Genomic DNA, 12,849 nt, shown 5'->3' with positions numbered 1-12,849 from the left:
GGAGGAATCAATGACTGACAGCATCACTGAGAACCCAGCCCAGCGGAAGAGTGAAGTAGCCGACCTGGCGGCTCGGACCCGCGACTTCGTGCGCAATGAAGTGCTCCCGATCGAGGATCGTCACGACGGCGACGTGACCGATGCGGGGGGCGATGTGCTGCGCCGGCAGCTGCAGACGCAAGCCAGGGCCCTAGGTCTCCTCGCGCCTCACGGTCCCGTGGAGTACGGCGGCCAGGGTCTGTCGATGACCGAGCGGGCAAGAGTGTTCGAAGAAGCGGGATACGCGCTGTTCGGTGCGATGGCGATCAATGCTGCGGCCCCGGACGAGGGCAACATGCACCTGCTCGACCATGTCGCTACGAAAGAGCAGAGGGCACGCTTTCTCGAGCCACTGGTGCGCGGGGAGGCGCGCTCGGCGTTCGCGATGACCGAGCCCGCCCCCGGGGCGGGCTCCGACCCAGCGGCGCTCCAGACCAGTGCCACGCGTATCGCCGGCGGCTGGCGAATCGATGGACGCAAGCTGTACATCACCGGTGCCGATGGCGCGGACTTCTTCATCATCATGGCTCGGACCTCTGGGGATCCCGGCGAACGAGGCGGCGGCACCATGTTCCTCGCGCCGGCCGACACGGCGGGCATTCGCATCGGGCGCCACGTACCGACCGTTGACCGCTCCATGGTCGGGGGCCACTGTGAGGTGTACTTCGAAGGGCTCGAGCTTCCCGACGATGCGGTGCTGGGTGAGGTCGACGAGGGCTTCCGCTACGTCCAGGTCAGGTTGGGGCCCGCGCGGATGACGCACGTCATGAGGTGGCTGGGTGCCGCTGTCCGCGCGCACGAGACCGCGCTGGATTACGTGACGACCCGTCGAGTCTTCGGGCGGGCTCTCGGCGACCAGGGAATCGCGCAGCATCTGATCGCCGAGAACGAGATCGACCTCGCTGCGACCCGCGCGCTGCTCGACGTCGCTTGCGCGGCGCTCGACGGAGGCTCGTCGGCGGCGCAGGAGACGTCCATCGCGAAGACGTTCGGAGCGGAGGCCATCGGCAGGATCGTGGACCGGTCTGCGCAGCTCTGTGGCGGACTCGGCGTTTCCGCTGACCTCCCGATCGCGCGCATCGCCCGCGAGGTTCGGCCGTTCCGAATCTACGACGGCCCGTCCGAGGTGCATCGCTTCGCGATCGCCAGTCGGGCGGTCAAGGCTGCGCGCAAGCGCACGGGAGGTTGATGTGGCCATGACGGTCGACACCACTGCCCTCGAAGGGCACCTACGTTCGCTCGGAGTCCCGGTCGCGGGGCCGCTCACCGCTGAGCTCGTCGCCGGTGGGCGCTCCAACCTGACCTATCGGCTCACCGACGGCGTCAGCCGGTGGGTCTTCCGGAGGCCTCCGGCTGCGGGGCAAACGGCGTCCGCGCACGACGTTGCCCGTGAGGCACGGGTCACCGCTGCGCTCCAGAGCACCGACGTGCCCGTCCCTGCCGTCATCAGCCTGTGCGAGGACGTCGCAGTGATCGGTGCACCGTTCACCATCACTGCCTGGATCGATGGCGCGGTCATCCGGGAGCGTGCCGAGCTGGACCAGGTCGGAGACGCAGAGCTGCGGGCCACGTCAGCGTCTCTGATAGATGTGCTCGCGAAGCTGCACGACGTGGATCCGGCCGCTGTCGGGCTGGGCGAGTTCGGCCGCCCGGCGGGCTTCGTCATTCGTCAGGTCGCGCTGTGGCGACGGCAATGGGAGCAGGTGAAGACCCGCGAGCTCGCAGATCTCGAACGTCTGCACTCCCGGCTCGAGCAGCGACTGCCCACGTCGAACGAGACCGCGATCCTGCACGGTGACTATCGAATCGACAATCTGATCCTGGACCCCGTGGAGCCGGCTCGAGTCCGTGCTGTGCTGGATTGGGAGCTTTCCACGCTCGGTGAACCGCTCACCGATGTGGCATTGATGTGCACCTACCGAAACCCGGCACTCGACGCGGTGCTCGGCATCCCCGCGGCCTGGGCGAGCCCGCGACTGGCGTCCGCAGAGGACCTGGCGACCGCTTATGCCGACCGCACGGGGCGGGACCTCGGTGACTGGGGCTTCTACCTGGGGCTGGCTCACCTGAAGCTCGCGGTCATTGCCGAGGGGATTGCCTACCGGGCTCTGGCTGGAGCCGATGCGGGCCGCAACGCCCGGGATGCTGCCGATGCGGTGCCTGACCTCGTCTCGTCGGGACTGTCCTACGTGGCTGGCTGATGCGGCAAGGTCGCGAACCTGACCGGTCAGTCAGGTTCGCGACAGCCCGTCACCGGCGGTCGGTGCCCGACGATGCTCGCAGAGCCATCTTGTCCGGCTTGCCCACGCTGGTCCGCGGGATGTCCGCGGTGAAGGTCCAGTGGTCGGGGATCCACCACTTGGCAACTCTGCCGCTGAGGAAGGCCATCAGCTCGTCCTCGCTGACGCTGGCCCCGTCCGTACGAACCACGAAGGCGTGGGGCCGTTCCTCCCACTTCGGGTCCGGGATACCGATCACGGCGACCTCGCCTACGGCGGGATGGTCGGCAATTGCATTCTCCAGCTCGACGCTGGAGATCCACTCGCCGCCACTCTTGATCCCGTCCTTGAGCCGGTCCTTCAGCTGGACCCAACCTCCCGGATGGATCACGCCGAGGTCGCCGGTACGCAGCCAGCCATCATGGAACTTGGTGCTGTCCGAGTTGCCGACGTAGGAGCCGGTGATCGTGACGCCGGCAACCTCGACCTCACCCTGCGACAGGCCGTCCCACGGCTGTTCAACGCCCTGAGTGTCGATAACTCGCACGCGAACTCCCGGCATGACTCTGCCGCTCTGGGTCGTCCAGTCGATCGTCTCCTCCAAGGACGTACCCGCCGGGGGTCGCGAGTACGTGAGCAGGGGAGACGTCTCGGTCATGCCCCAGCCTTGGGTGATCTGGATGCCGTTCCGCTCGCGGATCTGTCTCGCCAGCGACGGGGAGAGTGGTGAGCCGCCGGAAACCGCGACGCGAAGGTTGGTCAGGTCGACCCCGTTCGCATGGGCGTACTCACCCAGTTGACTCCAGATCGTCGGTACGGCCGCAATCATGGTGGATTGTGTCTGCTCGATCATGGCAGCCAGATGCGGCGCCTGCAGGAACCTTCCGCTCATGACGAGCCGTGAGCCCGCGATCCAGGCGGCGTGAACCCAGCCCCAGGCGTTGGCGTGGAACATCGGCACCACCGGCAGAGCGGTATCGGCATCGGAGAAGCCGTAGGCACTGCCGGTCGAGATCATCAACGTGTGCAGGTAGGTTGACCGGTGGCTGTAGGCCACGCCCTTGGGGTCACCGGTGGTGCCCGTCGTGTAGCACAGCACCGCCGCCTCATCCTCGGGCACCTCGACGAGCTCGCTCATCGGGTCCGCTGCCTCGATCAGATCGGCGTAGCGGTGGAAGGTGACGCCTTCGGCATCGAGCTCTTCGAGATCCTGCTCGCCGACACAGACGACGTGGCGGACGCTCGGCACCTCTGGGAGGAACTCCAGCAGGAGTGGGAGCAGATCAGCATCGACGAGAACGACCTGATCCTCGGCATGCCGCGCGATGTAGGACAGCTGAGACGAGTGCAACCGCAGGTTCAGCGTGTGCAGCACCGCGCCCATGCTCGGGACAGCGAAGTACGCGGCGATGTGGTGTGAGGTGTTCCAGCACAGGGTCGCGACGACGTCACCGCGGCCGACGCCCAGTGCGGTCAGAGCAGTGGCGAGTCGGCGACTCTCATCGGCCACGTCGGCAAATGTGCGGTGGACGAGTACGCCGTCCTGGTAGTCGGTGACGGTCGCGTCGGCATGGACACGCTCGCCGTGCTCGAACAGGCCCGCAATGCCAAGCGGGTGGTGCTGCATCGTGGCGTGCACAGTCAGGCTCCCTTCGGAATGGGGCGACCTCTTCGCGGATCGCGTCCTTCTTCCCATGATACGGTGTAAACCGTACGTACGGTCAAGGAGCGAAGATGGCGGCGATTGCCGGGCTGGGGCTCACCGAGGTGGGCAAGGTATTTGGCAGGACTTCTTTCGAGTTGGCCGCCGAGGCGGTCGACCTGGCAGCGCGGGATGCAGGGCTCTCTCTTGCTGACGTCGACGGGTTGCTCATCAACCCGGCCCTCACCGCGCCGGCCCTGGACTTGACGCTTGCGCGGCGCATGGGCCTGCGCGACCTGCGCATGTTGACCCAGCTGACCGCATATGGTGCCTCGGCCGGCGTGATGGTTGCCCAAGCCGCTCAAGCAGTTGATAGCGGAGGCGCCGATGTGGTCGCCTGCGTCTTCGCGGACACCCCTCGATCCGAGGCCAGTTCGGGCGCGGATGCGTACAGAGCCACGTCGCTGCAGGCACGAGGGGTTCGGAGTGCGGAGACGGCGGCCGGGCTCACCAGCACGACGCATCGGTACGCCCTTGCCGCGGACCGGTACATGTCGACCTTTGGCGTGACGCACGACGAGCTCGGAGCGGTCGCGGTTGGTCAGCGACAGTGGGCCGAGCTCAATCCGGTCGCGGCGATGCGAAAGCCTCTGACCCTTGACGACTACCACGCTTCTCGCTGGGTGGTGGAGCCACTGCACCTCCTCGACTGCTGCCTGGTCTCCAACGGCGGCGCTGCGGTGATCGTGACGAGCGCCGAACGGGCGCGCGACCTGCGTCAGCCTCCTGTGCGCGTCCGCGGGTGGGGGCAAGCTCATCCGGCCCCGCCGCTGCGGGCAGGAAGCACGTTCGGATTGACCACCGGAGCGAAGGCGTCTGGTCGGGCTGCCCTGGCGATGGCCGGCCTCGGGGCGAGCGACATCCAGGTCCGCGAGATCTACGACTGCTACACCTACACGGTCCTGGTCACGCTCGAGGACTACGGGTTCTGCGCACCTGGGGAGGCGGGGGCGCTTGCTGCCTCGGGTGCCTTGGCGCCCGGCGGCGACTTGCCGACGAACACCGGGGGAGGACAGCTCTCGTCGTTCTACCTCTGGGGGATGACGCCTCTGCATGAGGCTGTCACTCAGGTCCGGGGGCAAGCCGGTCGCCGCCAGGTGGCGGCGCACGATACGGCGATCGTGAGCGGCAATGGCGGCATCCTCGAGCATCACTCCACCCTCGTCCTCACCTCGGAGGCGGCGGCATGACGGCAGCGGGTCGGGCGCCTGCGCGGCGCGACGAGATGACGGCGGAGTGGTTCGACGGCCTGAACTCAGGCCGGCTGTTGCTGCGTTCCTGTCCCAGCGGTCATCGCAGTCGGCCTGATGTGTTGGCGTGCGACGTCTGCGGCGCCCTCGACCTCGGCTGGGCTGAGGCGCGAGGGCGGGGGGTCGTCGTGGCCATCGCTACGGATCACTCGACGAAGCCGTTCACGAACCTGGCCATCGTCGAGCTCGACGAGGGTCCTTGGCTGACCACGAGAGTCGAGGGGGCTCCGGTCGAGCGTGGCCAAGAGGTGGTTGTTGGCTACGAGGATGGCGAGGGCGAGGCCTATCCGGTGGTCACCGCGAGTTCGTGATCGCCGTCACTCAAATGATTGACCGCACGTACGGTCTGTGGCACTGTGGTTCTCCGAGAGGCAGAACCGATCGAGGTCTGCTCCCAGCCACAACAGGAGGATCCGATGAGCTACTTCAAGGACGACGCGGAGGTCTACAAGTACCTCGGAGGCGTGTTCCGGGTCGCGAACGATGTGGAGGGCGTGGGATCGAACCTGCGCGCGGCCGACATCGTGCTTCGTCTGGACTACAGCAACCCCGCGTCGAGCATCACCGTGGTTCTGAAGGAGCCCGCCATCGAGGTCATCGAGGGCGATTCCGATCTCGAGCCGGACGTGCGGATGTCCATGTCCGCGGACCACGGGAACCAGTTCTGGAGCGGTGAGTACAACGTCGCCGTCGGACTGGCCAAGGGTCAGGTCAAGGCCAAGGGCCCTGTCACGAAGATCCTGAAGCTCATCCCGGCCGCGAAGCCCGTCTTTCCGCTCTACCGTGACCTGGTCAGCGAGAAGGACGTTGTTTGATGAGTGCGTCGACCGCGCCCGTGCCGCACTTCCGGATGTACATCGACGGTGAGTGGGTCGACACGGATGCTCGATACGAGCTGACCAACCCGGCGAACGAGACGCTCTTCGCCACCGCTGCCAGGGGAACCGTCGAACACGCCGACCAGGCGGTCGCCGCTGCGCGCGCTGCGCACCGCAAGGGGGAGTGGCGCAACGCCACCCCAGAAGAGCGGGCGGCGACGATGACCCGGATCGTCGAGATCCTCAACGAACGGATGGACGACCTCGTCGAGCTGCACGTCGCCGAGAACGGCGTCACGATCCGGCAGGCGATGGCGTTCCACGTCGGCTACTCGATCTCGCACCTGCAGTACTTCGCCGACCTGGCGCGCAGCTACCAGTTCGAGACCTCCGGGCCGATGCTGGGATATCCGACGATGGCAGCCGGCATCACGCGGCGAGAACCGATCGGTGTCGTGGCCGGGATCGTGCCGTGGAACTTCCCGCTGCTGCTGGCCGTCTGGAAGCTGGGTCCGGCGCTGGCTGCCGGAAACTGCGTGGTCATCAAGCCGGACGAGAAGACGCCGTCGACGCTGCTCGAGCTCGCTCGCGCCGCGCACGACGCGGGTCTGCCGCCGGGGGTCTTGAACATCGTCACGGGGGAGGGTGCGGAGGTCGGCAAGCGCCTCTCTGCCCACCCCGACGTTCGCAAGATCGCGTTCACGGGGTCGACCGCCGTCGGCCGACTCATCGCCGGGCAGGCTGCCGAGAACATCAAGAAGGTCACCCTGGAGCTCGGAGGCAAGGGGCCGAACATCATCCTGCCCGACGCCGACCTGGACACAGCGGTCGACGCGGCCCTCTTCGCGTTCTGTCTCTACCAGGGGCAGGCCTGTGAGTCGGGCACCCGCCTGCTCCTGCCGGACTCGCTCCATGACGAGTTCGTCGCGCGGATGATCGAGCGGGCGAAGGCCATCAAGGTGGGCGATCCCGCGGAGTTCGACACCGACATGGGGCCGATCATCTCTGCAGAGCAGAAGGCCCGCATCGAGTCGTATCTCGAGCTGGCGCCCAAGGAGGGCGCCACGGTCGCATTCCAGGGCGAGGTGCCGTCGGGTCCGGGCCACTGGGTGCCGGTCACGATCCTGACCGACGTAACCAACGACATGCGTGTCGCTCAGGAAGAGATCTTCGGCCCGGTGCTGTGCGTGTTGCGATACTCCAACGTCCAGGAGGCGATCGACATCGCCAACGACAGCGAGTACGGGCTGTCGGCCGGTGTCTGGAGCGAAGACATCGACGCCGCCATGGAGGTTGCCCGCCAGCTCGAGTCCGGCACCGTGTGGATCAACGACTGGCACATGGTCAACGCTCTCTACCCCTTCGGTGGGTTCAAGCAGAGCGGAGTGGGCCGAGAGCTCGGACCGCACGCCTTGGACGAGTACACCGAGGAGAAGTTCGTGCACGTCGACCTCGCACGTTCGCGAGAGCGTCGAATCTACGACCTGGTCGTACCGGCCGAGGAGGGCTGAACCATGCGAGTTGCAATCTTCGAGGAGGCAGGGGCCGCTCCTGCCCTACAAGAGGTCGAGCACACCGCGTTGCAGGACAGCGAGGTGCTCGTCCGGATCGCCGGCGTCGGAATCTGTCACACGGACCTCACGGGTCTGAACGGCAATGTTCCGCTGCCGACGCCGGCGGTTCTCGGGCACGAGGGCGCTGGGGTCGTCGAGGCGATCGGAGCCGATGTTCACAGTCTGGAGGTGGGCGATCACGTTGTCCTGACCTTCGACACCTGCGGCGACTGTCGCTCCTGCAATGCCGGCCACCCGGCGTACTGCGAGCTCTTCGCTCCGCTGAACTACTTCGGCACGCGACTGGACGGCACGACCACCATGGTCCAAGGCGGGCGGGAGGTCCATGGCAGCTGGTTCGGCCAGTCCTCCTGGGGAACCCACGCAGTCGCCAGCGCACGGAACGCCGTCAAGGTCGACAACGAAGCGCCGCTCCACCTGCTCGGACCGCTCGGGTGTGGTCTCCTGACCGGAGCAGGCACCGTCTTCAACGTGCTTCGCCCGCAGCCGGGGCAGAGCGTCGGCTTCTGGGGGATGGGCACCGTCGGCGTCGCCGGCCTGATGGCCGCGAAGGCGCTCGGCTGCGAGAACATCGTCGCGGTCGATCTCAACGACGAGCGGCTGGCCCTCGCACGGGAGCTGGGGGCGACGCACACCTTCAACCCGTCCTCTACCAAGGACGTCGTGTGGGAGATCCTGGAAGCCACCGGGGGACTCGACTCCTCGATGGAAGCGGTCGGCCTCGGAGCCGTTGTCCGCGAGGCCCTCGCCTCGCTGCGATCGCCAGGAATCTGCGCCACCGTGGGCCTGCAGACCCTCGAGAACGACATCACCATCGACCAGGGGCATCTGCTCATCGGTCGCACCCTGACCGGTGTCATCGAGGGCGACGCCGACCCGCATCAGCTGATCCCACGGCTGATCGAGATGTGGCAGGACGGACAGTTCCCGTTCGACCGACTCGTCGCCGAGTACCCCCTGGAGGACCTCAGCCTGGCGCTTGACGACTTCCGTGCCGGCAAGGTGATCAAGCCCATCCTCATTCCGGCCAGCTCGTCGCACTGACAACTTGAAAGGCAACCGAAACGATGAACACGACTGCACCAGCCCTGACGAGCGCCGCCTGGGTCGAAGAGTTCTTTCGGCACGTCGACGCGCACGACTTCGAATGGGTGGAGGCCGCACTGACGCCGGACTGCGTGATCGACGCCTCAGGCTTCAAGGAGACGGGCGCCGAGGTCGTGGTGCTGTGGATGGCCGGGTTCTTTGCTGCGTTCCCCGATCTGCGTCACCGCCCCTACCGCGTGATCAGTGGTACGGACGAGGTCGCTGCAGTCGTCCGAGTGACCGGCACGCACACCGAGGATCTCGGCTTTCCTGACGGCGACTTCCTGCCGCCCACCGGTGCCTCCATCGACGTCGAGCTCGCTGAGTTCTGGCGCTTCGAAGGGGACCGCGTCACCGAGTACAAGGTGATCTACGACCAGGCTGGGTTCCTCGCGCAGCTGGGAGTAGGCGTCTGACGTCGACGACCTGAGCGCCGAACAAGTGCGCTGGCCTGTCCGTGGACAGACCAGCGCACTTGTTGCGACGGCGGGGCCTCAGCAGCGGGACGCTTCGTCGACCAGCCTGGCCAGCGTCGTCTGCTTCTGGCTCCCGCTCACGATCAGGGTCGTGAGGCAGGTGGGGGCCCACCGGTTCTTGAAGTCGTCGACCAGCTTGTCTGCCGGGCCGACGAGGGCAACGTCCTCCACCATCTCGAGAGGAATGGCGTCGATCGCCTCCTGCTTACGTCCGGCGAGGTAGAGCTCCTGCACCTCCTGGCAGACGTCACCCCAGCCCATCCGGACGAACAGCTCGTTGTGGAAGTTCGCGCTTTTGGCGCCCATGCCCCCTGCGTAGAGACCGATGATGGGCTTGATGCGCGAAGCCGCGAGCTCGACGTCCTCGTCCTCGGCCATGAACACCACGCCCGCAACATCGAACGTCTCGGCAGTCCGGCGGGCGCCCGGCACGGCGAAGCCTTCGGCCAGCGCTGATCGATAGAAGGCGTCGGACTTGGGCGAGAACCACAGGGGCAGCCAGCCGTCGGCGATCTCTGCAGCGAGCGCGACGTTCTTCGGACCTTCGGCGCCGAGGTACACAGGGATGTCCGTACGGATCGGGTGCACGGTGGATCGCAGCGGCTTGCCCAGCCCGGTGCCGTCTGTGCCGGCGTACGGCAGCTGGTAGTGCCGCCCGGAGAACTCCACCGGGACCTCGCGTGCCCAGACCTGGCGCATGATCTCCACGTACTCACGCGTGCGCTCGAGCGGCCTTGGGTACGGCGCGCCGTACCAGCCCTCGACCACCTGCGGCCCTGATGCCCCGATCCCCACCAGCATGCGCCCGCCGCTGAGGTGGTCCACGGTCTGCGCCGCCATTGCCATGGCGGTGGGGGTGCGCGCGGAGATCTGTGTGACTGCGGTGCCCAGCTTCAGACGCTTCGTCGCGGCGCCCCACCACGCGAGTGGGGAGATGGCATCGGAGCCATAGGCTTCAGCGGTCCACATGCTGTCGACGCCGGCTTCTTCGGCCTCGGCCAGCCGGCGTTCGACGTTCTCCGGAGGTCCGGCGCCCCAGTAGCCGACGGAGATCCCGATTTTCATGCCTGTCCTCCCTGGTCTGTGGCGCGCAAGTAGATCGACTTGAGCGTGATGTAGGCATCGAGGCCCTCCGGCCCGAGCTCGCGCCCGAGGCCGGACGCCTTGACGCCCCCGAACGGGGCGCCGAGGTCGAGGTCGAAGAAGTTCACGCCGATGGACCCAGTCTCCACTCTGCGAGCCACGTCGAGACCGCGGTCGACATCGGTCGTCCAGACGGTCCCACCAAGGCCGTACTCCGAATCGTTGGCCAGCTTGATCGCGTGGTCGATGTCGTCGTAGGGCTGGACGGTGAGCACCGGCCCGAAGATCTCCTCCTTGACAGGCGTGGCGCTCGGGAGAAGGTCGGCAAGGACAGTGGGTTCGATGTACCAGCCCCGGTCCATGTCCTTGGGCCGTCCACCTCCCGCAACGATCCGGCCACCCTCAGCGCGGCCCGCGGCGATGAAGCCCTCCACGCGCTCACGCTGCTGCTGGGTCACCAGGGGACCGACGCGCGTCGCTGGGTCGAGCGGGTCGCCCGCCCGGAACGATCGGGCAAGATCTGCGACGGCATCGACGACCTCGTCGTACCTGGTCCGCGGGGCGAGGATACGACTGTTGAGGTAGCAGGTCTGCCCGTTGTTGAGCAGGCTGACCCATGCGAGTCCACGGACCGTCTCGACCAGATCCGCATCGTCGAGCACGATCGCGGCACTCTTTCCGCCGAGTTCGAGGGTGACCGGACGGAGCAGCCGGCCGCAGACCTCGCCGATCGCCCGTCCGGCAGCCGTAGATCCGGTGAAGGCGACCTTGTTCACCAGGGGATGGGCGACGAGGTAGGCGCCGACGTCGCGGCCGCCGGTGATCACGTTGATCACGCCAGGCGGGAAGCCGCATGCCTCGGCGGCCGCCGCGAGCGCGAAAGCATCGAGGGCCGTCTCCGGGGCGGGCTTGATCACCACGGTGCACCCGGCGGCCAGCGCCGGCGCGAGCTTGAACATGGTGAGCGACTGCGGAAAGTTCCACGGCACCACAAGGGCGACGACTCCGACAGGATCGCGGCGGACCACGGTGGTGCGGCCCGGCAGGTTGGCCGAGCGCCGCTCCTCGGTGGGAGTGCCTTCTGCGAGATCCGCGTAGTAGCGCAGGGTCGCTGCCGGTCCTTTGCCCTCGGCCACGCGGGCCAGGCTGATCGGCATGCCGTTCTCGTTGGTGACCACGCGAGCGGTCTCGTCCCCGCGGGCTTCGAGCTCATCGGCCAGCGCTCGCATCCACTGTGCGCGCTGCTCCGCCGTCGAGTCGGCCCAGGGCGTCGTACGCAGGGCGTGCCGGGCAGCGTCGACAGCACGGTCGACGTCGACAGAGGTCCCCGTCGGAGCTGCGCCGAACGGTTCCTCGGTGGCTGGGCAGATGACCTGGGTGAGCGCCCGATCGCTCGACGGCTGCCAGGCGCCTCCGATGAAGAGGTCCGTGTGCTCCTGGGTGAGAGTGCTCATGTCGTTGCTCCTGGAATGAGGACGGCTTTGATGGTGTCGCCGCTGGCCATGTCGGCCTCGGCCTGGTTGATGTCGCTCATCGGGTACGTCCGGATGAGGCGGTCGAAGGGGAGCCGACCTTGTCGCCATAGATCGATGAGCTCTGGAATGAGTTCGTGCGGCACGGCGTCGCCCTCGAGGATTCCGGTGACGGTCTTGCCGGTGGCGAGCGCGTCGCCCGGCAGCTCGATGGTGCCGGCGAGGGCGGAGACGAGGCCGACTGTGCCCTGGGGCCGCAACGCCGCTACCGCGGCCGCGACCACGGAAGGTGCCCCCGTCGTGTCCAGGGCGGTGTCGGTTCCGTTCTTGGAGATCGCCTTGACCACGTTGGCGATCTCCGCCACCGAGAGACCAGTGGAGTCGACGACGTGCGTTGCGCCGAGCTCGAGGGCGAGGTCGAGGCGGGAGCGGTGACGGTCGACAGCGATGACGTACTCGGCTCCTGTCGACGCGGCCGCCATCACGGCCGAAAGGCCGACCGTCCCCGCGCCGTAGATCGCCGTGCTTGCGGCACCGGTCACGCGGAGGACGCGAAACACCGAGCCTGCACCGGTGAGGACACCGCAGGCCAAGGGGCCGAGAATCTCAAGCGGAACGTCATCAGGCACGGGCACGACAGTGCGCGCCTCGGCCAGGGCGTGGGTGGCGAACGAGGACTGCCCGAACCATCGGGCGCCGATCGACCTCCCCGTGATGTCGTGTGCGCGATCCTCGGCTATGTGGGAGCGGCCGACCATGTTCCGCCTCCAGAAGCTGCGGCAGTAGGCGGGGTGTCCGTCGATGCATGCCGGACACGCGCCGCAGTGGTCGAACGAGAGCACGACCTTGCTACCAACGGCCAGGCCGGTGACCCCGGTCCCGATCGAGGCCACGACGCCAGCGCCCTCGTGACCGAGGATCAGTGGGGGCTCCGCCATGAACCCATCCGTACGGGGGAGCAGGTCGGTGTGGCAGAACCCAGTGCCCGCAATTTCGACGAGTACCTCGCCAGGGCCGGGCTCGGCCAGCTCGACGTTCTCGATCTTGAAGGCGGCGCCGCGTTCGCGCAGTACTGCAGCCTGGATTCGCATTCATCACCTCTGGTTGACCGTGCGTACGGTCAACCATAT

Annotated in this window: 12 protein-coding genes; 8 read left to right on the top strand and 4 right to left on the bottom strand. The window is 67.2% G+C overall.

What is annotated here, in order from left to right:
* Nucleotides 1-10: 10 nt before the first annotated feature.
* Together OG801_RS05465 and OG801_RS05460 are read left to right on the top strand one after the other, a co-directional pair.
* The gene (locus OG801_RS05465; RefSeq protein WP_406034291.1) at nucleotides 11-1,228 is read left to right on the top strand and encodes an acyl-CoA dehydrogenase family protein; all 1,218 of its coding nucleotides are present in this window, start codon (nucleotides 11-13) and stop codon (nucleotides 1,226-1,228) included.
* Between the two features lie 7 nt (nucleotides 1,229-1,235).
* The gene (locus OG801_RS05460; protein WP_406034289.1) at nucleotides 1,236-2,240 is read left to right on the top strand and encodes a phosphotransferase family protein; all 1,005 of its coding nucleotides are present in this window, start codon (nucleotides 1,236-1,238) and stop codon (nucleotides 2,238-2,240) included.
* Nucleotides 2,241-2,289: 49 nt separating this feature from the next.
* Here OG801_RS05460 and OG801_RS05455 read toward each other — a convergent pair whose 3' ends face one another.
* On the bottom strand, nucleotides 2,290-3,897 hold the full coding sequence (locus OG801_RS05455) for a long-chain-fatty-acid--CoA ligase (RefSeq protein ID WP_406034287.1): 1,608 nt from the start codon (nucleotides 3,895-3,897) through the stop codon (nucleotides 2,290-2,292).
* Nucleotides 3,898-3,992: 95 nt separating this feature from the next.
* Here OG801_RS05455 and OG801_RS05450 point away from each other — a divergent pair, with 95 nt between their 5' ends.
* The 6 genes from OG801_RS05450 to OG801_RS05425 all read left to right on the top strand — a co-directional run bounded on the left by OG801_RS05450 (nucleotide 3,993) and on the right by OG801_RS05425 (nucleotide 9,104).
* Nucleotides 3,993-5,150 (top strand): thiolase family protein, encoded by a 1,158-nt coding sequence (locus OG801_RS05450; RefSeq protein WP_406034285.1) that lies wholly within the window; start codon nucleotides 3,993-3,995, stop codon nucleotides 5,148-5,150.
* 35 nt (nucleotides 5,151-5,185) lie between these two features.
* Nucleotides 5,186-5,521, top strand: coding sequence for a Zn-ribbon domain-containing OB-fold protein (locus OG801_RS05445; protein ID WP_406034284.1), 336 nt, complete (start codon nucleotides 5,186-5,188; stop codon nucleotides 5,519-5,521).
* Nucleotides 5,522-5,626: 105 nt separating this feature from the next.
* Complete coding sequence (locus OG801_RS05440; RefSeq protein ID WP_406034282.1) at nucleotides 5,627-6,025, top strand: SCP2 sterol-binding domain-containing protein; 399 nt, start codon at nucleotides 5,627-5,629, stop codon at nucleotides 6,023-6,025.
* Nucleotides 6,025-7,539, top strand: coding sequence for an aldehyde dehydrogenase family protein (locus OG801_RS05435; RefSeq protein WP_406034280.1), 1,515 nt, complete (start codon nucleotides 6,025-6,027; stop codon nucleotides 7,537-7,539). The genes OG801_RS05440 and OG801_RS05435 overlap by 1 nt, the downstream gene beginning before the upstream one ends.
* Before the next feature lie 3 nt (nucleotides 7,540-7,542).
* Nucleotides 7,543-8,646: an NAD(P)-dependent alcohol dehydrogenase gene (locus tag OG801_RS05430; protein ID WP_406034278.1), complete on the top strand. Its 1,104-nt coding sequence runs from the start codon at nucleotides 7,543-7,545 to the stop codon at nucleotides 8,644-8,646.
* Nucleotides 8,647-8,669: 23 nt separating this feature from the next.
* Complete coding sequence (locus OG801_RS05425) at nucleotides 8,670-9,104, top strand: ester cyclase (RefSeq protein ID WP_406034277.1); 435 nt, start codon at nucleotides 8,670-8,672, stop codon at nucleotides 9,102-9,104.
* Between the two features lie 78 nt (nucleotides 9,105-9,182).
* On the opposite strand, the gene OG801_RS05420 is transcribed toward OG801_RS05425, so the two are convergent.
* The 3 genes from OG801_RS05420 to OG801_RS05410 are packed head-to-tail and all read right to left on the bottom strand — an operon-like array spanning nucleotide 9,183 to nucleotide 12,810.
* The gene (locus tag OG801_RS05420; RefSeq protein WP_406034275.1) at nucleotides 9,183-10,229 is read right to left on the bottom strand and encodes an LLM class F420-dependent oxidoreductase; all 1,047 of its coding nucleotides are present in this window, start codon (nucleotides 10,227-10,229) and stop codon (nucleotides 9,183-9,185) included.
* Nucleotides 10,226-11,701 carry an aldehyde dehydrogenase gene (locus OG801_RS05415; RefSeq protein ID WP_406034273.1) on the bottom strand — a complete coding sequence of 492 codons (1,476 nt, stop codon included), beginning with the start codon at nucleotides 11,699-11,701 and terminating at the stop codon, nucleotides 10,226-10,228. The genes OG801_RS05420 and OG801_RS05415 overlap by 4 nt, the downstream gene beginning before the upstream one ends.
* Complete coding sequence (locus OG801_RS05410) at nucleotides 11,698-12,810, bottom strand: NAD(P)-dependent alcohol dehydrogenase (protein ID WP_406034271.1); 1,113 nt, start codon at nucleotides 12,808-12,810, stop codon at nucleotides 11,698-11,700. The genes OG801_RS05415 and OG801_RS05410 overlap by 4 nt, the downstream gene beginning before the upstream one ends.
* Nucleotides 12,811-12,849: the final 39 nt, after the last annotated feature.

It is taken from the genome of Nocardioides sp. NBC_00163, from assembly GCF_045206295.1.
Taxonomy (GTDB): Bacteria; Actinomycetota; Actinomycetes; order Propionibacteriales; family Nocardioidaceae; genus Nocardioides.
The sequence above is the reverse complement of the archived record's forward strand: the minus strand, read 5'-3'. Positions and strand labels throughout refer to the sequence as shown.